General features: G+C 38.1%; 17 protein-coding genes. 10 read left to right on the top strand and 7 right to left on the bottom strand.

Features of this window, described 5'->3' with window-relative positions:
• Positions 1-120 precede the first annotated feature (120 nt).
• Positions 121-621: a hypothetical protein gene (locus FAX86_RS20060; RefSeq protein ID WP_144395284.1), complete on the bottom strand. Its 501-nt coding sequence runs from the start codon at positions 619-621 to the stop codon at positions 121-123.
• 306 nt (positions 622-927) lie between these two features.
• Between FAX86_RS20060 and FAX86_RS20055 the strand changes: the two genes are divergently transcribed.
• From FAX86_RS20055 to FAX86_RS20045, 3 genes are all read left to right on the top strand, one after another.
• On the top strand, positions 928-2,526 hold the full coding sequence (locus FAX86_RS20055; RefSeq protein ID WP_144395283.1) for an ABC transporter substrate binding protein: 1,599 nt from the start codon (positions 928-930) through the stop codon (positions 2,524-2,526).
• A 100-nt stretch (positions 2,527-2,626) separates the two neighbouring features.
• Positions 2,627-2,941 carry a hypothetical protein gene (locus FAX86_RS20050; protein ID WP_144395282.1) on the top strand — a complete coding sequence of 105 codons (315 nt, stop codon included), beginning with the start codon at positions 2,627-2,629 and terminating at the stop codon, positions 2,939-2,941.
• A gap of 267 nt (positions 2,942-3,208) precedes the next feature.
• Positions 3,209-4,099 carry a hypothetical protein gene (locus FAX86_RS20045; RefSeq protein ID WP_144395281.1) on the top strand — a complete coding sequence of 297 codons (891 nt, stop codon included), beginning with the start codon at positions 3,209-3,211 and terminating at the stop codon, positions 4,097-4,099.
• A 141-nt stretch (positions 4,100-4,240) separates the two neighbouring features.
• Here FAX86_RS20045 and FAX86_RS20040 read toward each other — a convergent pair whose 3' ends face one another.
• Positions 4,241-4,777, bottom strand: a complete 537-nt coding sequence (locus FAX86_RS20040; protein WP_144395280.1) for a type VI secretion system tube protein Hcp — start codon at positions 4,775-4,777, stop codon at positions 4,241-4,243.
• A 425-nt stretch (positions 4,778-5,202) separates the two neighbouring features.
• On the opposite strand from FAX86_RS20040, the gene FAX86_RS20035 reads away from it, so the two are divergent.
• The 3 genes from FAX86_RS20035 to FAX86_RS20025 all read left to right on the top strand — a co-directional run bounded on the left by FAX86_RS20035 (position 5,203) and on the right by FAX86_RS20025 (position 8,941).
• The gene (locus FAX86_RS20035; protein ID WP_144395279.1) at positions 5,203-6,948 is read left to right on the top strand and encodes a serine hydrolase; all 1,746 of its coding nucleotides are present in this window, start codon (positions 5,203-5,205) and stop codon (positions 6,946-6,948) included.
• Between the two features lie 163 nt (positions 6,949-7,111).
• Positions 7,112-7,903 (top strand): hypothetical protein, encoded by a 792-nt coding sequence (locus FAX86_RS20030; RefSeq protein ID WP_144395278.1) that lies wholly within the window; start codon positions 7,112-7,114, stop codon positions 7,901-7,903.
• Positions 7,904-8,383: 480 nt separating this feature from the next.
• The gene (locus FAX86_RS20025) at positions 8,384-8,941 is read left to right on the top strand and encodes a lipocalin family protein (protein ID WP_144395277.1); all 558 of its coding nucleotides are present in this window, start codon (positions 8,384-8,386) and stop codon (positions 8,939-8,941) included.
• Positions 8,942-9,195: 254 nt separating this feature from the next.
• On the opposite strand, the gene FAX86_RS20020 is transcribed toward FAX86_RS20025, so the two are convergent.
• The gene (locus FAX86_RS20020) at positions 9,196-9,738 is read right to left on the bottom strand and encodes a class I SAM-dependent methyltransferase (protein WP_164503688.1); all 543 of its coding nucleotides are present in this window, start codon (positions 9,736-9,738) and stop codon (positions 9,196-9,198) included.
• Between the two features lie 352 nt (positions 9,739-10,090).
• On the opposite strand from FAX86_RS20020, the gene FAX86_RS20015 reads away from it, so the two are divergent.
• Positions 10,091-10,930, top strand: a complete 840-nt coding sequence (locus FAX86_RS20015; protein WP_144395275.1) for a hypothetical protein — start codon at positions 10,091-10,093, stop codon at positions 10,928-10,930.
• Positions 10,931-10,981: 51 nt separating this feature from the next.
• Here FAX86_RS20015 and FAX86_RS20010 read toward each other — a convergent pair whose 3' ends face one another.
• The 3 genes from FAX86_RS20010 to FAX86_RS20000 all read right to left on the bottom strand — a co-directional run bounded on the left by FAX86_RS20010 (position 10,982) and on the right by FAX86_RS20000 (position 12,569).
• Positions 10,982-11,164: a hypothetical protein gene (locus FAX86_RS20010; RefSeq protein ID WP_144395274.1), complete on the bottom strand. Its 183-nt coding sequence runs from the start codon at positions 11,162-11,164 to the stop codon at positions 10,982-10,984.
• Between the two features lie 167 nt (positions 11,165-11,331).
• Entirely contained in the window at positions 11,332-11,760 is a 429-nt protein-coding gene (locus tag FAX86_RS20005; RefSeq protein ID WP_144395273.1) for a hypothetical protein, read from the bottom strand.
• A 230-nt stretch (positions 11,761-11,990) separates the two neighbouring features.
• Positions 11,991-12,569: a hypothetical protein gene (locus tag FAX86_RS20000; RefSeq protein ID WP_144395272.1), complete on the bottom strand. Its 579-nt coding sequence runs from the start codon at positions 12,567-12,569 to the stop codon at positions 11,991-11,993.
• A gap of 275 nt (positions 12,570-12,844) precedes the next feature.
• On the opposite strand from FAX86_RS20000, the gene FAX86_RS19995 reads away from it, so the two are divergent.
• Both FAX86_RS19995 and FAX86_RS19990 read left to right on the top strand, forming a co-directional pair.
• Positions 12,845-14,149 carry an NAD-dependent malic enzyme gene (locus FAX86_RS19995; protein WP_144395271.1) on the top strand — a complete coding sequence of 435 codons (1,305 nt, stop codon included), beginning with the start codon at positions 12,845-12,847 and terminating at the stop codon, positions 14,147-14,149.
• Between the two features lie 471 nt (positions 14,150-14,620).
• Entirely contained in the window at positions 14,621-15,826 is a 1,206-nt protein-coding gene (locus FAX86_RS19990) for an NPP1 family protein (protein ID WP_144395270.1), read from the top strand.
• A gap of 158 nt (positions 15,827-15,984) precedes the next feature.
• Here FAX86_RS19990 and FAX86_RS19985 read toward each other — a convergent pair whose 3' ends face one another.
• Entirely contained in the window at positions 15,985-17,928 is a 1,944-nt protein-coding gene (locus tag FAX86_RS19985) for a tetratricopeptide repeat-containing diguanylate cyclase (RefSeq protein WP_144395269.1), read from the bottom strand.
• Between the two features lie 1,233 nt (positions 17,929-19,161).
• On the opposite strand from FAX86_RS19985, the gene FAX86_RS19980 reads away from it, so the two are divergent.
• Positions 19,162-19,653: a hypothetical protein gene (locus FAX86_RS19980; protein WP_144395268.1), complete on the top strand. Its 492-nt coding sequence runs from the start codon at positions 19,162-19,164 to the stop codon at positions 19,651-19,653.
• The last annotated feature ends 136 nt before the right edge of the window (positions 19,654-19,789 follow it).

The following is a 19,789-nucleotide window of genomic DNA, read 5'->3' as shown; positions in this document are numbered from 1 at the left end:
ACGTTGATGACCGTTTAAATTGAATTAATAGTGTTACGACATAGCCGATGGAGAATGTGCTTTCATCGCACTAACAAGTTCCAAAGGCGTCGTTTTGTTAACAGATTTATTGAAATGAATTTAATGATAAGTAATTCGTGCGGTATAAAGTAAATTACTGTCTTTCCAGCCAGCCATACGAGCGCCATTATTTAAAGACGCCTGCAAAAACCAGGGTTCCTGGTCAGTACTTTTTTCAGAGTGCTGTAAACGGGCTAAAGAAAGATCGGGAGGATAAAACTGAACTGTTAACCAGTAGAGAGGATAACTTTGCTGACTCGCTTGAAACAACATTGCATTCAGCTGAGAAACCGAATTTAAGGGCAGAAATAAATCAACATGTTTACCAAGGTTGGTGTCTGACCCAATTGTTTCTGAAATGTTTTTCTGGTTTTTTTGCAGCCCAACGTACTCGTGAACTGATTGAAAACTATCGTTTAAAGAAGAAATGACAGTGTTACTTGATACTGTTTCTGACTCCACTTGAACAGTGAACGTTAGTAATACGCACACGATCATGAGGAGTAAAGCAATTGAGCGTTTTAGGAACAACATCGTTTTAGAGTAATATCCACTTTTCATTCATCTTGTCAGTGTAATCGATTAAATGGGGGCAATATTTAATTATTCAATGGTGTTGATTTAAAATGGCTTTAAGAGCTAATTTCGCTACAGGCACAAAATACTGTGTCAACTGTATTCTATTCTCAAATTAATTCTTTCTTTAATAACTTAGTCGAAAAACATCACTCATTGAGCCGCAGGCTTTAGAAAATAGTTGAATTCAGTGTTTCTCGCTTGGCGATATACTGTCCTATAATCATGGAATAACAAGAAGTGCTTGAAAGTTTTAACTTGTTGATAATATTATGGTTTTTTAATTTGAATGTGAGTCGAATTTCAAAAGCTCTGTGTCTTATTGGGATTTTAGGCATACTATTGTGCCCTGAAGGCCATACTATTGATAAGAAAAAGCGAGTGTTGGTTTTGCACGCTTATCATCAAGGATTTCATTGGACCGACAGAATCATGGCGGGCGTTCATTCTGTTTTTAACGATAGAGACGATGTTGAACTCTTTGTCACCTACATGGATACCAAGCGCCGCTCGGGTGACTTTTACTTTGGACAGTTAAAAGAATTACTACGGACCCGTTACGAGTTTGTAAAATTCGATGCCATTATTTCTTCCGATGATCATGCTCTCGATTTTTTATTAGATTATCGTGACGACTTGTTTCCAGATACTCCGATTATCTTTTCCGGTCTCAATGCTTTTCCCGCTGATCGATTAAGCGGTCAGAAAAATATTACTGGTATTTACGAGTCTTATGATGTTGAAGGAACCATAAGGCTTATGCTGGAACTCCATCCTGAAACAAAAAATATTCTTGCTATTACTGATGAAACACGTTCAGGAAATATATTTAAAAACTTAATACGACAAGTTGAACGGAAATTCTCGAATCGTGTTCAGATTCATTATTTCCACAATATGTCGCCTGAGGATTTACAATTTACACTCGCTAGTCCCCCTGAAAATACATTAGTTTTATGGGCTATTTATTTACGTACACCAAGAGGTACAACTTTAACAACGAAAGAGAGTGTTCGGTTGGTAACCGAGTCCACTTCCAAGCCTACTTATTGTATCTGGGATGTTGTCGGGCAAGGAGTTGTCGGTGGAAAAGTTACCAGTCCAAATTTTCAAGGCGAAGTCGCTGGGAAATTGGCGTTGCAAATATTAAACGGTGTTCCAGCAGATGATATTCCTATTGTGGGGAGTCCTTTGGATAACATTTTTGATTATGAGTTAGTCAAAAAATTCAATATTAATGAGGAGCTCATTCCAAATAATAGCATTTTTCTAAATAAACCTATTAGCGTTTATGAGCAATATAAAGTTTACATTTGGTTTTATTCATCAATTCTGACGTTACTTATCATCACTATATTATTTTTGACAACCACATTGGTATTACGACAACGTAAAGAAAAGTATGAAAAAATGGCCATGCACGATCCACTAACGGGCTTGTACAACCGCCATTATCTTGATGCGATGGCTGCGAAGAAAATAGCAGAAGCCGCGAGATACCATCTCCCAATGTGTTTGCTTGTGCTTGATTTAGATAAGTTCAAACTTATCAATGATACTTATGGTCATCCTGTCGGTGATATCATACTAAAAAATGTATCTAATCTGTTAAAAAAACATTGTCGCTCTGAAGATATTGTCGCTCGAATCGGCGGTGAAGAGTTTGTCATTTTGCTCGATCGATGTGATAAAGAAAAGGCAATCGAAAAGGCGAATTTATTGAGGAGTTCGATTGAAGCTTCTAAGCCAAATGACATACTGGTAACCATTAGTATTGGTGTTACCGAGTTTATAAGCGAACAACAAGACCTTAATGGTTTGCTGGAAAAAGCTGATAAAGCGTTGTATCAAGCAAAAGATGAAGGTCGCAATCGAGTTGTGTTTAAATGAGCGTCGTTTCTTCTGTTAAATTCAGTTGTCATAGACGACAGTAAAATTGCCATGATGTTGAAAAAGTAAGTTTTAAAAATGAATAACAGGAATAATGGGTGTGAAATCTATTAAAATATTTATCTGTATCGTTTTAGTTTTCTTTGTTATTGCGTGCGATAATTTGGTTGATAACGGACAAATTAAGGAGGGTGGCCCTTGTGATTATGTCACCTACGAAGTTATTGTAAAAGTCACTCGCGTTGAAAAAGAATCGGTGATTTTATCTGATGACCAAGAAGAATTTTATGTTGAGACCTACTTATTTCAAGAAACACCGCGGGTTAATGAAAGCTACCATTTGACTATCGATAAAATCACGCAAGGAAGTTGTACTCCAGTACAAGTAAATAGAGCGATAAAAGTTGATTCTTGATTGAATAGGGGGAACTGGTGTTGTAATGCGGTCAAATAATGTTAGTGGAGTTGCGTAGAAAACCCACCTGTTAAGTTGCGTCGCTAGCTATTCGATGACAATTTCATATAAGGCAACTTAAGGTTGAGTTCTTTTCTACTTGTTTTGGTAATTTTCCCAATGATGTACAGCGAGTCCGGGGATTATAATAGGGACGATATTTGAGCAGGTTAAATAATAGACTCGCTTATTTTAAGGCAAACTTGTCTTCGCACGGAAAAATCATCTATGAAAAAGCTAATACTATTTGCATTCCTTTGTGTACTCGTTGTTTCTGGCTGTAAGCGAACTTTCACTCGAGATATCGAAAAGGTCAATTACACACCATCACCGACAATTAAAGATGTCGTAGTAACCAGTTTCACATATTCCGTTGAACCTGAATTCGATAAAACAGAATTACCCGAAGCCGAATACAGTGACAACTCTTTTTTCGATGATTCAGGCAGTGGTTTTGATTTTCAAGAGGAGCTATTTGAACCATCAAAAGATATTAAACGAGCGCTTAATGCGGTTGAGCTTATTAAACGCTCAGCCGAAGCTTACAAAGAAATCAATCAAAAACGAAAAGAAGCCGAAGCCAAAGCCGAATTAGCTTCGGTGGATGCAGACATTGTTAATTTTGAGCACCTTGAATCTATCAACCCCAATAAAGATTTACTCCTGCAACGTTATGATTCAGCTTATAATATTCTTTCTGATAAGCTCTCTAAAGTATTGCGCGTTGATATTGCGAAGAAAGAGGGTGCTAAAGGCTTTTCTCTTTACAATACTCTGGGCTATCCAGAGTCAAGTATTCAGTCAATACATTTGCCAAAGTCTATTGACGGAGCATTAAGTATTGACGTCGCAGTTGAAGTGGATAATCCTCGTTTAAGTCGAGTAAATTCACAAGTGGTTAAAAAGAGCGATGTGTTTCTGTCGGTAACCGTTTATTTTTATAATCATAAAAAAGAAGTGATTTGGTCAGACTCTTTAACCTATAAAAGTGACATTCCACTGAAAAGAGTGTACCAGGAAAATAAATCCGATGGCACAATGTCGTTAGTGCGTGAGGATAAACCCGATCTCGATCAATATTTGACAATTGCAGTGAATCGTCTGACAAGAGCACTCTAATCTATTTCGTTGGTTGATTGCTTACGACCAAGTTTATACGAATTCAATAATAAAAGGGGCTGTTGCCCCTTTAATTATTTATTAACAATGTTGTTTATTCAGAATTTGTCAATTTATAATGAGATTTCATTTACGGTTGTTTTATCTCCCATGGGTAACCACAGTGCCCCGGTTCGATTCCATTTCGAGTTGTCCGTAGGTTATACTGACTGATTCAACGGCCACTAGGTCATTACCTTCATTTCTTGCCATTGTCTTTACGCTGACATCGCTAATTCTTGCGTTAGTCATTCTAAAAGTATAAAAAAGTTCCATCCGACCCGTTTCATAGTTGGCCCTAAATAGTTTTAACGTACCTTCTACCATCCGATTTTCAAGTAGTGCCTGTACTAAAATTGGCGAAGAGCCGTCAATTTCTTTATTAATGACCAATGGTGATCTAACAGGGTAAGAATGCGCGGTTTCGGATGTATTAAATCCCCATTCGAAGCTGAGTACTTCGATGTCACGACTGACATCAACGTCACCTATACGATTTTGATAACCTTCACCGTAGCGTGATATATCAAAGTTCTCTGTCTCAAGATATAAATAAGCGATCACAGGGCGATCGTAAGCGAAAAGTGGAGTGCACCAAACTAAACATTGGTAGATGAATATTAATTTTAATGTTTTCATTGTTATTGTCCTAAGTGTTTTTTATGAAAGGTATTATTCTTATTAAATATTTTTCAGCAAATCGCCTAAAAAATTTGAAAGATATTTCTTTTTAAATCGCATTTTTGATAATAAGTTATTTCAGAATAATAAAGCGAATTTCCATTAAGCCGTTTTAGTAAGTGTGCTGGAATGACACTCGTTTAAAACTGGTCGCTATTTAAACTGATATTTTTCTAAAAAATCAATACGAAATTTTATCATTGTTCAAAATAAGGCTATTACGATTTAACAGAATAATATAAATCTCTTAAAGAGCTTTATGCAGCTTTTGTGAAAAAATGTCCATAATCGTCAATAGGATTGACCGTTTTAGTCAAAAAATCGATCATTTTTCGAGATATAGTTCGGCTCCCTTTATTTTCAGTCACCAAAAGGTATGAGTCATGAGAACAATAAAAAGCTTCATGCAAGACGTAAATAAGAAATTCTTACTATTAATTTTTCTACTCTCTTCAAATTTTATATTCGCAGAAGAACCATTAGAACGATCGGCCACAAATCCGAGTTCTTGGTATTGGTATTACAATGTATCTGCGACCACGATTAAAAATCGAATCAATGCGGGTTATCGAATTATCGATCTTGAAGTTGTTAGCACATCGAGTTATCGCTTTAACGTGGCGATGGTCAAAAATTCTGGAGTGCATTCATCAGGCTGGTGGTGGTACTACGGTATTACGGCGTCTCAGTTATCAAGCTATCTCAGCACTAATAATGCACGGTTAATTGATATTGAGTCTTACTATGTTAATGGCAATCGCCGGTTTGCCGTTGTGATGATTCGCAATACAGGAAGTCGTGCAAGCGGTTGGTGGTATTATTATGGCCAAACCTACAGTAGTCTTAAATCGAAAATCAGTAGTAATAATGCTCGGTTAATCGATTTGGACTCTTATGTTCGCAATGGTACACGCTATTATAATGCCGTAATGATTCGAAACACGGGCAGCAATGCGAAAGCCTGGTGGTGGTATACCAATATTACAACCTCTCAAATCAGTTCCTATATTCGAAGTAATGGTGCTCGATTAATTGATATTGAGCGGCAAAGTAATGGTCGCTACTCCGTAGTAATGGTTAAAAATGATGGTAAATACTGGTGGTGGTATTACGGTATTACCGCATCAACGGTTAATGATATAGCGCAACAAAACGGTGCTCGAATCGTTGATATTGAGTCGTACATAGTTAATGGTCAACGTCGATTCAACGTCATATATTTAAATAATGTCAATAGTCAAACGACGCGCGTTCGTAGCTTAATGTCACCCATGCGTCGAGGTGGAGATTTTGGTTTGTATGTTAAAAGTCTTAATAGTACGACGCATGCAGCAATTAACTCGACCAAACAGTTCGAACCTGCCAGTACAATTAAAGTGTTGCATCATATACACGGCTTACGCCGAGTTTTTGATGGTGATGATACGTTAAATGATTGGGTTTTTGGTTTTAATGACTACATTCAAAATAGTGATGGCACCAACACCAGCTGCCCAACTGATACCGGCGGAATTTTGGTAAGACGTTCTGCCGCGCATCGTATGACGATGGAAAACTCAGATAATCGCTGGACGCAGGCCTTACGTGTTAATTATGGCGAGAATAATTTGAATGACACCGCAGACGATCTCAATATGTTCAGTACATCGGTCAATCACCGAATAGGTTGTGGGTCTGATGCAGTTAATAATCCTAACCGGTTAACTTTGCTTGATGCGGGTCGTTTGTATGAAGAAGTTCGTAATGGATACATTGGTACAGGATCGGTCAGAAACGATTTCTACGATTTGATGCTACAAGGTCATAGTGATATTGATACGGTGATCGATTCCGAAGCTGCCAGCTTGGGTATTTCCACAACGGTACGTAACGACTTCAAACGTCGTATTCAAACGGCAGCCAAAGCGGGCAGCTATACACTCAATGGCGACAGCTATCGAAGTATTGCCGGTTGGGTAGCCATGCCTGCTAAAACCTATTCAGGTTCTGTTGTAACACGTCATTATGTTCACGGGATGTACATTGATGACGCTGATTGGTTATCCAGCCGTTTTAGTATCTGGAATATGCGCGGCGAATCATTGCGTGAGCAAATTCGTTCGGCATTGATTACTTTTAAATATTTTTAACAGACAATGATTCATTGTTTTGATAGGTCTATTTAAATTTGTGAAGTTATCTATCCGATGGTAAGGCAGCGCGGGTGAAAGTAAGCTCGTGTAATAAAGAGGCTGATAGTTAATATTTAAAATCAGTCTCATGCCTTTCATCGGATGTTTTGGAGATTTAAACATGTCATTTGTTTCCAAAAAAGTTATGGTCGTTACCTGCGTAGCATTGGTTTCTTTTGTCATTGGCGTTTATAAATCAAACATTTCAACAGAGTCTGCGCCGAATGGCTCAGTGACGGATTTTGATAAAAAGCAAGCGAACGTCATAGACAGTAACCATGATGAAAAACCAGTCGCGTCTCTCGTTCAGACTGAAAAAAATAAATCAAACGGGAATGATAACTCATCTGCTGACTTAGATGATGCGATTAATGCTAGTGGTAACATTAATCAAAGTTCGGTAGGAAATGACTTGGGCTTGCAAGAGGATCCCGCGGAGTTTGTTGATGATAATGGTGATTATCGTGACAGTTCAGACTTTGAAATGGCGTATGCCGAAGAGCCTGGGTTAGAACTTAATTTTACCGATGCCAGTCTTGAGGAAGACTCCTCACAATTTGCTAAAGAGCAAGAGTTGATTTTAGATAATCAAGTTCAGGCTTATGAAGCGGAGATAGAGTATGTACGATCTATGGCGCTGGAAAGTGTTGAGCCGGAAGAAAAGAAACAAGCTGTAGAGCGGTTGATTAATTACGATGGAATGCAAGCGACCCAAGCGTTGGTGGATTTTATTTTTGATACCACGGATGAACATCGAATTGTTGCGACTGAAGGGTTAATTAAAAAACTGCATAATGAAGGGAGCGACCAACAATTGATTATTGATACGTTAACCGTTTTAATGGGAGATTGGGATGGCAGTGTCGCAATGGCGGCCCAAGAGGCTATTGATAGTTTGCAAACGGAACAGTAATAGCGTTGGTTTAATATATATGCCAAGTTATGAAAATGCATTTTATTGACAAGGACGTTAACTTTGAACTCAATACATTTTGTATTCATTAATCTATTTAGGAATCAGTGATCTTACTTTCGAGTAAACTGAACTAATTTGATAGCTAATGATTTAAGATCTTCCGTATTATGAAAACTCTTCCTTTAATGGATGTTTGTAAGCAGAAAGTTAAGTTTAGATATGAGTCAATGATATTGTCACTTTCCTGTCGCGTTTAAATCGCAATAGTCATTAGTTTACGATTTTATGTCAACCATTAGTCTCATTATTTAAAAATAATATCGCAAAAACATTAAATATATTATTTTTCTTTCTTTAAAGTTGTAAAACGAACTCCCAAAGCGATACATAAAATCTTTTGAATTTTTTATGGCAGTCGATCCAGAATCGGAAAGTGGCCGTACTCTTTGAAGTCAATCACACAAAGAGGATCGTTCTATGAAAAATTTATTTGCTCTGGTTGTTGTATTAGCTGCTATAAATGCAAAGCCATTAGAAGCAAGATGGCTTCCAGAAGTTGTTGATAACTTTGATGTCAATTTGTATCTTGGTCGTTGGTATGAGGTTGCATCCACTAAACCGGTTTTTCAAAATAACTGTCTATGTACCACTGCCGACTACACCATTAATGAAAATGGAAACGTTGGTGTTTTTAATAGTTGTCGATTAGGTGCCTTTTATGGACCCGTTAACAATGTGAGAGGTGAGGCTGTTCAAAGTCGACGAAACCCAGCAAAGTTACGCGTTGGTTTTGGTGGTTTGGATTTACCCTTTAATAACTATTGGGTGGTTGATTTAGCGGACGATTATCGTTATGCCGTTGTTTCTTCTGCTTTCCGTAACCCGATATTTATTTTATCAAGAACGCCTGAAATTGCAGAAGACGATTTAAACGGCATCCTTCAGCGACTCGAAGAACGTAATTTTAATGTTGATAATATTCTTCCTACTCAGCAACCTGGATGCAGCTATCCACCCTTTAATGGAGACCAATAGAGTAGGCTCCTATTAACTGAGAGTTTGAGAACTTTAAAAGGCCGCTAGCGATGCTCGACATTAATGAGTTTAATGAACAAGCTCTAAAAGTGTTCGCTAGCGTCATAGATGAAAATCACATAGAGATGGATTAAGAATAATTATTAAATGTTAATGTATATTGGGTTTAACATTTCGTTGGAAAATTATTAATAAAAGTTGCTTGGCTTTTTCCGAATCAAAAAATCAAATCAACATTTACTAATTGTTTACAGTCATAATACTTTTTTAAATTCCCAAACCGATGCGGGTGGAATATTACGAGAAACAAATCGAATTTTTTCCCCCTTAATATTGAGCGACTGACAGAGTGATTCTGAAATGGGCGATTTGAGAGAGTAGGTAAACTGGATTAACTTACCATCGCTATTCATTTGCTTAAATATTTGAAGTAGTATCTTGTAACGTGTGAAACGTCGCAAGTTTAATAGAGGTAAACTTGACACCACGCAGTTGATCGCAGGATGCCCGGATTTCGCCAAAAGCTGAGGCAGGTGGGATGCATCTCCACAAATAACACGTGTGCCCGCAAAGTTGCGCGTTAAGGTGTTTGAAAGATTTGGATCTTTCTCAAGGATTGTCAGGTGGTCATGAGGTAGACCACGGGCCAAGATGGCTTGGGTTATTGAGCCGGTACCCGGTCCCAGTTCTAATACCCTGTCGCGTTTGGGGTCAACCATCGAAGCCATCGCTTCGGCAAGTTTGCTACCACTGGGGAAAACCGCGCCCATTTGCCGTGGATTTCGCAGCAAAGCCATTAAAAAGGGTTGTTTCATCTTATTCGGGTACCTCTGGGATCCCCGTTAAAAAGGACGCCTTCATGATTGTTGGTTACTCGCCTAATCCTGCTTTCGAGTTAAGCTAAGAACGCTATATTTAATAATAGTTCAGTTTGTCTTTAACCTAAATAAGTTTCGAGCGTCAATAAGTCAAGTGACACAGAGTAGAACTGCCAATAGAGTCACGGAAATTTACCCGATAGCAAGGAATGCTTTTGATTATTAATCAATAAGTTGAATAAATGAGCAAACTTTTATCAGTAAAGTCTAGGGCTAATGCTATATTATCGGTTTCCGTTCAAGAGGTGATTTTTGAAGGTATGCATAGTTGATGAACAATTTATTCCCTGCTCGACTGCATGTTTTATTTGCCAGTAATAGTTCGAGAGCCTTAATTATTCGTCGTGGGCCGTCAAAACAAGTTTGTTCCTTTCTATGGGATAGACAAACCGACTCTATAGAAGTAGGGCAATGGTTAAAAGGCCGAATTTACGAGCGTCGTTCCGATATTTCTCCCGATGGAAAATACTTTATTTACTTCGCAATGAATGGTAAGTGGGATTCTGAAACACGTGGTTCCTGGACAGCTATCTCTAAAGTGCCCTACATTAAGGCGATTGAACTTTATGCAAAAGGCGATTGCTGGGAAGGTGGAGGTCTATTTTTAAACAAGAACACATTTTGGCTTAATGACAGATATTTTAACAATAACCTGGTGCTTTTCGACTCTAAAGAAGTCAAACGTGATGCGAGTTTTGTACCTGAAGGAAATTTTGGTTCTGAATGTACCGGTGTTTACTACCGGCGGTTGATTCGAGACGGCTGGCAATTGGAGGAAAGAAAGAATGTAAGTCGATGGAAAAATGCTTCAACCTTTACTAAAGCGCTCGTAAACGATTGGCAACTAATTAAACTCGCCCATGAAGAAGTTGACTCACCAGAGGGGAAAGGTTGTTACTGGGATGAACATATGCTGCTCAATAAACAAACTGGTATTGAATATATTAAAGACGATTGGGAATGGGCTGATAGGGATGGAGATTCTATTGCTTGGACATCAAACGGGTGCCTATATCGCGCGTCGCTTCAAAGTAAACATAAATTAGGTGAAGAAAAATTAATTCACGATTTTAACCATTGCACTTTTCAGAAATTAAAAGCACCCTATTAATGGAAAATAATAGGCAAAATAGAGTTTTGTAAAAACGACAAAGCAAAATTTTTATTTGCCGGGAGCGCATGGTGCATGCGGTTCTGTCACCCAGGTTGGATCACAGTAGAAGGATTGAGCATTGCCAGCGCTTAATGCTTCGTCGTCGCTTGAAGAATGGTTGGTATCAACTGGGAGCTCTATGGAGAAAATAGTTAATGCTAAGACAAATAAATTCATACTGAACCAATTCATGTTCTAACTCAATCGCTATTAATTTTATTATTGATGTTTAAACATACAGCAAGTGCAATCCATAAATCAACTAAATTAGTTAAAGTATGTGGTTTGTCAATTTAACAAGGTGAAACGGCGATTAAACCGGTTACAGTTTCACCTTAATTTCAGATAACCGCTTTACTTTAATGCTTCGTCCATATCGGATTATTACTCAAGTGATATTTAAAAAGCGCTAAATAAGCAGGGAGAGATACTGCAAATGTAATACCGCTAGTGAGAAAATCTCGCATATAACTTGGACTGCCTTGGTTATTAAATAAGTAAATAATCGTTGCAAGTGACTGTACAACAAATGCAATGCTTAATACGGTAAAGGTAATTTGCCAAAGTTTTCTAGAAACAATTGGCACCGAAAAAGTGAAACCATACAGTCCAACTAATAAGAGGGTTGAAAAAGCAGCTGTAATCCAGTCACTAATAGTCAAACGTTGTACGCTCAGAAAAACTTCTAACCCTTCAATAGATAGAATAACCATTATAATAAAGTAGATTCTCCAACCAACTGAAGGTAAGTTGACTGAATTTGTTACTCTTTGCTCCGATGTCTGCATGTCAGCTTCCTTATATGTACAGCTTCTTTTTATTTGAATTTATCTATTCTCTTGCCGGTTATTAATTAAGAGTCGCCAATCATATTGACTTTACTGAAGGTAATTAAGTTCTGGCTTGGAATTTCATCAAGTTTAAAGGATTTATCTGAATGAGAACTGAATTTAGATTTACAGGGGATAGAAAAAATAAAAAAAGCAGCTTTTGCTGCTTTTTTTACGGATAAAATTGGTTATTTCACAGATTGATTGAAATCATAAATTAATTGTTTGAGAATTATATCTAAAGCCACTTTGGTCGATTGTTGAACAGCATTCTTTTGTGCAAATGCACCGCCCCAAAACATTTTCCCGCCTTGCGAATTTCCATTTGCAGTATATACCTTTGTAAATAAGACGTTTTCTTTTTGTTTGAGTGTAACTTTCAAAGCTATTTTTGCTTGTTTATCAATAAACTGATAGTTCTGTAAGTCAAAGTAGATCAATGATCCTTGTGGGTTTTCACCATTGAGCTCGGATAATTGGTTATTAAATGCTGCTTGGACATCTTTCGACTTTAATGTCGCGTCTAGCATTTTCCCAAATTCAACAATCCAAAGATTTGCACTTCCTGTCATAAATGAGCGAAACTCATATCGGTGCGATTGTATTGCTTTTGACATTTCATAACTTGCTGATTGATTCGCCTTCGGTAAATTGCTGGTTCCGATATTGTTCGCTAAGTATTGGTCGTAATCATTTGAGACAGGGCGATTGATAGTACAAGCCGTCGTTGCGAACAAAATGAGCAGTGAAAAAAGAATTTTATACATGAAATATTCCTTTAAAATATCTTAGATGAAAGGTACGAGATATTACACCGTGAGATGCTTAAGTCAAGTATAAAAAACACACTGAACTGTTGTTAAAGGGGGGATTTCAAACTTACCAACAGCTTTAAGTGGCTTCTACTGGATGAAAAGAAAGTCATTTTTGTGAGTGACTCTAGAAATCACTAAAACTACTCACCAATAGGTTTAGTCAAAGGCAATCTTTGCTAATATTAAATATCTGTAGATATCTCATAAAAGTAGTAAACAGGTCGAAAATGAAAATTGTTGAAGTTTTGCTCGTCGAAGCGCCACACCAACCGGGAAATATGGCGAAAGTTCTCACTATTGTTGGTGATATGGGTATTACCGTTGAGGGGTTGAATGCGATACGCCGTCTCTATAAAGACACCGTATGGGAATTAACCATTGAATACGATGACTCATTCGACATGCAAGTCTTGGTGGACCATATTAATTCGCTGCCAGAAACGAAAATAGTCGGCAAGTCGGATCGTGTCTTCAATCGTCATAAAGGCGGAAAGATCAAAACAACGTCGAGTATTGAGATAAACTCTCTGGAAGTGCTACGAGATGTCTATACACCGGGTGTTGCTCGAGTCTGTCAGGCGATTCAAGCCGATCCTGAGAAGATAAAAGAGTTTACCAATATTCAAAATACGGTAGCTATCGTTACCGATGGCAGTGCCATTCTTGGTCTGGGAAATATTGGTCCTGAAGCTGGTTTGCCAGTAATGGAAGGTAAGGCGGCAATTTTTTCTGAGTTAGTCGGCATTTCTGGCGTGCCCATCTTATTAAAAGAAAAAGATCCATTACGCATTATTGAAACGGTGGAATGCATCGCATCTTCTTTTGGTGCTATTTTACTGGAAGATATAAAGGCACCTGAGTGCTTCCAAATAGAAGAAGAGTTAGTGCATCGTCTAGATAAACCCGTGTTTCATGATGATCAACATGGTACTGCCATTGTGACTTTAGCGGCGTTACTTACGGCAACCCGAAGATTGGGAATGTGTATTAAAGATAAAGTCTTTGGCCAAATTGGTTTGGGTGCTGCAGGCATGGGCATTTGCAGCTTGTTGCTGGAATATGGTGTTAGAGATGTGTTGGGCGCTGACATTAACGAAAACGCTAAAAAACAGTTACGCGGCGATGGTGGCACACCTGTCTCACTTGAAGAGTTAATGGAAAAAGCTGATATAGTGGTTGCCACATCGGGTGTTAAAGGATTGATTAAACCGGAAATGGTCAAAGAGGGCCAAATTATTATGGCGCTGACAAATCCGGACCCAGAAATCGAACCGGAAGTTGCGCTTGAACATGGCGCTGCCTTTGCGACGGATGGTAAAACAGTGAATAACATGTTGGCATTTCCCGGATTGTTCCGTGGAACCCTAGACGCTGGCGTAAGTGATATTAATCACCAAATGAAAATTGCCGCGGCCGAAACCTTGTCGAGTCTGGCGAAGGAAGACGCGTTAGTTCCTTCCGCATTGAATAAAGAAGCGCATGACGCTGTCGCAAAGGCTGTTTACGACTGCGCACTGAAGATTAAACAATAATGATATGATTTTGATGGACGCTAACATTGAAATAATGACTATATAAAAACTCAAGTTACGTCTTTCATGCGACGTCTTGAACTTTATAGTATGAAGCTGAAGGTGGTTCTGGTTAACTTAATGACGATACAAATACACGGATTCATTAAGTTGACTGGAGTTAAAGCGAATAACTCGCAGACTCGAGTTTAGAGTTTTGTGTTTAGAATTTTGCTTACTGACTTGTTGTTCGTCATTCAATTTTTGTTAATGCCTTTCGAGTTATTTTCTTTTTGTTATTCCTGATATTTTTATAATCCATGCTAATCTTAAACTGCATTGTTTAAAATGTAGAGGATGTTGTTTATCGGTATTAGATGTCTCACTCAGCTAACACACTGTGGTTGTTCATTCGAATAACATGCTGAATGTTGTTCTCGGTAAATTCTCAATTAATGACTTCCAAAAAAAATAAATATTGAGGACACCCGTATGAAAAAATATCTAAGCGTAACTTTAATAGTTGTCATCATTGGAATTAGTTTTAGCAGCGCTAAAGCCGCAGATTTCCTTAGTCTTGATCAGGCTCCCGCTGAAGGGGTAAGTGACCTAGCTCCGGTTTTTGATTTTGATGGTGATGGTTGCTATCCCGCTGCCGGTATAAGTCGCCTGGGAGAGAAAAATCCCGGTTTAAATACGTCAGGCAGTTTGGGCGGTGGTTGTCGTACGTCCAATTTTTTGGAGTATTCCAATACATTGCATCGCCGCAAATGCATCAGCGACTCAAACGGTGTGCGCTACTGCGGCAATTTTTTTGCGATGTATTTTGAGAAAGATCAAGTAATACCGGGTTATGATCCTTTCGGGCACCGTCATGATTGGGAACAGGTCGCAGTATGGACACGAAATGGAATTATCACTCATGGGAGTGTCAGCGCGCATGGTGATATGGAAACCCGCGCCATTGGCAATCTTCCTCGTCAGGGTAACCATATAAAAGTGGTGTATCATAAAGATGGCGTGACTACGCATGCCTTCCGGTTCGCAAAATCAAATGAGAGCGCAGAGAACAGTTATGGTCATTTTGTTACTCCACCCATTATTAGCTGGATGTTTATGAAAGGTGATGGTGTGAGTAATGCGGAATTAAGAAATAAGCTTAATACTTATAACTATGGCAGTGCCACCATTCCCTTAAAAGACAGCAACTTTTTGACCAATCTAAATCGGTTTAAGCCATCGAGTTATCCGCATTTCTTTAGCGGCGAAGACAGTGTTTTCACACATTGGTTTTCAGAAGAGGGTAATGGTTCTGCAATATGTCCTGAGCATCGTGTTGTAAGCGGCATAGAATGTCGGGGCAGATATTGTGATAACAAACGATTAAAATGTACTAATGTTCCCGGTGTAATACCGACTGGCTCGTCATGGGAAAGCTCTCGGTTTTCTGAAGAGCAGCCGAATTATGCCGGAAAATATGGTGAGCAAGTACTGGTTGGCTTAAAGTGTAACGGTCGCTATTGTGATAATCTTACAGCGATTTTTAAACAGCAAGGAGGAAGCTCCAATCATTGGACAAACTACTTTTCGGAAGAACAGGGATTAGGGCAGTGTGCTATTGGTAGTTTTGTAGCCGGATTACAATGCAGTGGTCGGTACTGTGATAACTTAAGTCTTCGTTGTCGACAACCACTGTAATTTCTATGATGGGTGTTACTTTTACCGTAAGCTTGTTAACACCTGTCATTATAGGGACTATGTTTAACTTCCGACTTTATTATATTCTCTACGACTCGTTAAGAGCCTGATTAACATTACAGAGGGATTTTCACACAATGTTGATTAGGCATTTGAGATTACTCGAACGAGCTCGTCAGTTCAATTTGCTTTTTTTGAGCTAATAATTCGATATCTTCATCTTGAATAGTGTCCAGCAGACTTGGATCTTGAATACTGTCAATACACACCCAACAGTTGCGTTGTTTTCTTTTTCCCAAATACAGGGCTGAGTCAGCCAGGTTAACCAGTTGACTCCATTGTAACTCTCGTTCAAGCGTTTTTACGTTAGGACAAAGAACCGCACCTACGGTACAAGAAATATCGAGCTTTAATTGGTTTTCAAAAGTAAATTCATTTGTATTGACGGTCTTTCTAAGACGTTCTGCAATACTATGATATTCGTTTTTACTTTGTAAACGTGAAATGAGTAGAAATTCTTCGCCACCCCAGCGAATCAATAAATCTGTGTCTCTTATTACCTGGCGTATACGAAATGCAAACTCCTTGAGCACTTCATCGCCAACTTCGTGTCCATAATTATCATTAATATTTTTAAAATGATCGATATCAAAGAGAAAAAAGGCCAATGTTTGCGAGCTGTCTTCTTGTTGCGACCGTCTCAGAATATTCAGCTCTCGGCCGATGTTCATTTCAAAGTAATGTCGGTTATTCAGTCCTGTTAAGCGATCGTGAAGACTCATTTCTTCAAATTGTGCGGCGAGTTTTTTCTTCTGTTGCAATTGCATAAATACCACAATCAGAATCAATGTAAAGATAATTACAGTTGTAATATTGAGTCGAGTTCGGATCGCAACTTTGTCTTCTTCGGCTTCCTTAAGGGCTTTTTCTTTGTCGAACAGTTCACCTTTTAATCTTGACTCTTGCTGCAATCGCCTTAATTCTGCGCGCGAAGCAGCCTTAATGGAACTTTGTTTTAGCTGTGGTTCAAGTTTGTTGATATAGAGTGAATAAAGCGTTTGATAACCGGCTTGTTTGAGCCCGTTATTCGACGACTCGATCATTCTTTTAACAAGGTCTTGTTTTACTTCTAAGGGAGTTTGTTCCGACAGCTGCTGGCACTGATCAATGGCGTTATTGATTGAGAGCTTTACTTGAATGATTTGTTGATAACATGACAGGTAGTCCGAGTGAAACTCAACGCTTGCGGCCGTACTTAACGAACGCATTAAATAGGATTCCGCTTTATCTCGTTGGTTAAGCTCCAAGTAAGATAAACTGCTAAAAACGAGCTTTGACTCAATTAAGTCTTCATTGTCGTCGGGAACCTTTTCAAACCAATATAATGCTTTTTGATAGTCGTAGATATGTAGCGCATATGCAATTCCAAGATTAAAGTATATCGCAGGTAAGGTTCTATCGACGTAGTTCGCGAGTTCTGGTTTATCAATTTTCAATTGTTTCAATCTTGTTAAAGTATCCAGTTTTAATTGAATGCCTCGTTGAACGTATTCCCGATCTCCGTGAATGACATACATTAATGCCAAGTTTAAAGTAACGTTAGTTAGCAAGTTTATATCAGCTTGCTCTGCCAGAGGTAACACTTGTTCATAGCTTTCGAAGGCTTGAGCAATATCACCTTCAACAGACTGTAGCCAGGCAACATAATCCAAAGACTCTGCTGCGACCCTGATATTGCGACTTTCTAGTGCATCATTATGAAGCGCTATTAATTGTTTTATGACAGCTTTATTATTTGCCGTCGAGTTGACCAGACAAATCAGTCGATATCGATGGTCGAAAAGCTGTGGTGGTGTTGTTTGACAAAGAGGCGGTAACTGATCGTCTTTATTTTTTCGAGCATATTGAAAAGCAAGCTCGCGCTTTAAGCGATAAATTTCAGTTGGATTGTCACTTTTCTCTATTTGTTGGTTAAGCCATGAGATTCGACTCGAGTGTTCAAGGCTTTTATAAGAGTCGGGCAAGGAAGGTAGCTTTTCAAGCTCAGTTTGACTAACCGATTCTTGAGCAATAGCGGTTTGCGACGCTATTACAATCAGCATTATAATAGCTAGCGGTGCGCACCAATGTAATATTTGGCGACACGAAAAATCATCTTCAATTTGAGTTATTAACTGTTTAATAAATAGCTCCAGCGTAGTAAAGACTATTGATCTAGTCTTTTTTTGAGACCTTACACCAGTGGAATAAGTGTAGCAAATGGGAGATAACAGACCATAAATACATCAATCGTCAACATACTATTCCTTCATGATTTATGCCCGGTATGCATACGATGAAAAGGTTCGTCACAGAAGTAGGATCCGACGAAATATATTCGGCCAATCTGTGTTTTATAAAGATGGAGCCTATAGATAACTAGTCGAATATTCGATGTCCGTTATTTCTGGGCTGCTAAACCAATTTCTATAATTTGTGGAACAAACGTTCAATATGGCAGTAACTTGTTGACAATAGAAACAATTTACGGTTAAATATTTCCATAATGGATCACTCTCCTAAAAAGCCGACGCAAGTCGGCTTTTTTGTATCCAACGAAAAAGTCCCCAAGCAAGTAAAGTCAAGTATCTCGATATGGGAATATTTTAAGGCCTTACTAGAAAACGTGATATGGTTTAAAGATTATCAGAGTGTAATGCAATCCGTCCTCATAGTAATTTCTTTAGGTTTTCAAATTCATTATTAGTAAACTCTAATTGAATTTCTTTTTAAATATACAAACGTAACGGAATCATAGGACGAAAAAATTTCGTTTAAAGTAATTCAAATCAGAGACAAAATTCTAAGAATGAAACCGCTAAATTTGATAACGAAAGTCTTAGAGACAAAAATGTGCCTTAATAAATTCTATTCTTCGTAAAATCATCGATTTAAATGGCACAAGGAGCGATGTTATTATTTTTTCGATTAGATCGAGAGAGCTGGAAGGATCTAACGTAAAAAGAATGGAGATCAATTTAAGAAATCAAGAAATACGAAAAATGATTGTCTTGAAGTAAAATTAGTGTCAAGAGCACTATTTTCCAGTCTAATAATAACTTAAAGCTATAGTAAGATACTTTTTATTTGAATGTCTATTGACAGCTGAAACAAATTTCAGTTTAATGTTTCCATAATCGGAATAATCTAAAAGATTTTAACATCGCAGTTACAATTTAGAAATAACACAAAAGGCCAACTTCAGTTGGCCTTTTTTTTGCCTTTAAAGTATTCGTATTAAATCAATTAAACTTATAGATTTTTCATCTACTTATATAATTATTGAGGATTAAACTATGTCCAATAACGTTATCAATATATCCGTAAACACTTCTGACTCACAATCCATCATCGTATGCTTAGCCGAATATAAGTATCGAGAAGTTTATCAAGCTATTGATTTATTGAAGCAAAATTTAAAAATCGGATCAGGAGCTACATTTGTGGATGTTCAGCTTGACGCATCACTTGCCAGAAATGTACTTGCCGAATTGGTAAAAAGGCCATTCTGTGATGTTTATAAACTGGTGGGAACTATTAATGAACAGCTTGACCGATTAGCCGAAAATGAGTTCAGACACACTAGTTCATTAGATTTAGACGCCACTCATGAAAGTAAGGGCGAGCTTGCAAATAAGTTAAGAAACAACGATCCCTTGTCTGGTTCGCTTGAAGGAAGTGAGATTGCCGAAGCAGAAGAAAAATTTAATGCTCAGGATGTTAGTTCAAACACAATGGGTGGCTCCATGTTTGATCAATTTATTCCTCAGCGCAATTCAGTAAATTAATCATCGATAATGACTTTATAGAATATCTAGAGGTCACAAGAAGGGCGCTTATGTGATTTTTGAGAATTTACGTCTCTTACATATAAGTAGCCCCAATGTAAAAACGTTCTTCATTAAGTGTTTACAAGATTGGTAG

Source organism: Pleionea sediminis (assembly GCF_007570825.1).
GTDB classification, from domain to species: domain Bacteria; phylum Pseudomonadota; class Gammaproteobacteria; order Enterobacterales; family Kangiellaceae; genus Pleionea; species Pleionea sediminis.
This window is presented reverse-complemented; position numbering and strand designations above follow the sequence as displayed.

Coding starts and splice junctions, on each gene's coding strand:
- FAX86_RS20040 (WP_144395280.1), bottom strand. CDS start 4,777: ATGAAAACATTAAAATTAATATTCATCTACCAATGTTTAGTTTGGTGC.
- FAX86_RS20005 (WP_144395273.1), bottom strand. CDS start 11,760: ATGCAGACATCGGAGCAAAGAGTAACAAATTCAGTCAACTTACCTTCA.
- FAX86_RS19980 (WP_144395268.1), top strand. CDS start 19,162: ATGTCCAATAACGTTATCAATATATCCGTAAACACTTCTGACTCACAA.
- FAX86_RS20000 (WP_144395272.1), bottom strand. CDS start 12,569: ATGTATAAAATTCTTTTTTCACTGCTCATTTTGTTCGCAACGACGGCT.
- FAX86_RS20025 (WP_144395277.1), top strand. CDS start 8,384: ATGAAAAATTTATTTGCTCTGGTTGTTGTATTAGCTGCTATAAATGCA.
- FAX86_RS19995 (WP_144395271.1), top strand. CDS start 12,845: ATGAAAATTGTTGAAGTTTTGCTCGTCGAAGCGCCACACCAACCGGGA.
- FAX86_RS20020 (WP_164503688.1), bottom strand. CDS start 9,738: ATGGCTTTGCTGCGAAATCCACGGCAAATGGGCGCGGTTTTCCCCAGT.
- FAX86_RS20045 (WP_144395281.1), top strand. CDS start 3,209: ATGAAAAAGCTAATACTATTTGCATTCCTTTGTGTACTCGTTGTTTCT.
- FAX86_RS20030 (WP_144395278.1), top strand. CDS start 7,112: ATGTCATTTGTTTCCAAAAAAGTTATGGTCGTTACCTGCGTAGCATTG.
- FAX86_RS20010 (WP_144395274.1), bottom strand. CDS start 11,164: ATGAATTGGTTCAGTATGAATTTATTTGTCTTAGCATTAACTATTTTC.
- FAX86_RS20015 (WP_144395275.1), top strand. CDS start 10,091: ATGAACAATTTATTCCCTGCTCGACTGCATGTTTTATTTGCCAGTAAT.
- FAX86_RS20060 (WP_144395284.1), bottom strand. CDS start 621: ATGAAAAGTGGATATTACTCTAAAACGATGTTGTTCCTAAAACGCTCA.
- FAX86_RS19985 (WP_144395269.1), bottom strand. CDS start 17,928: ATGCTGATTGTAATAGCGTCGCAAACCGCTATTGCTCAAGAATCGGTT.
- FAX86_RS19990 (WP_144395270.1), top strand. CDS start 14,621: ATGAAAAAATATCTAAGCGTAACTTTAATAGTTGTCATCATTGGAATT.
- FAX86_RS20035 (WP_144395279.1), top strand. CDS start 5,203: ATGAGAACAATAAAAAGCTTCATGCAAGACGTAAATAAGAAATTCTTA.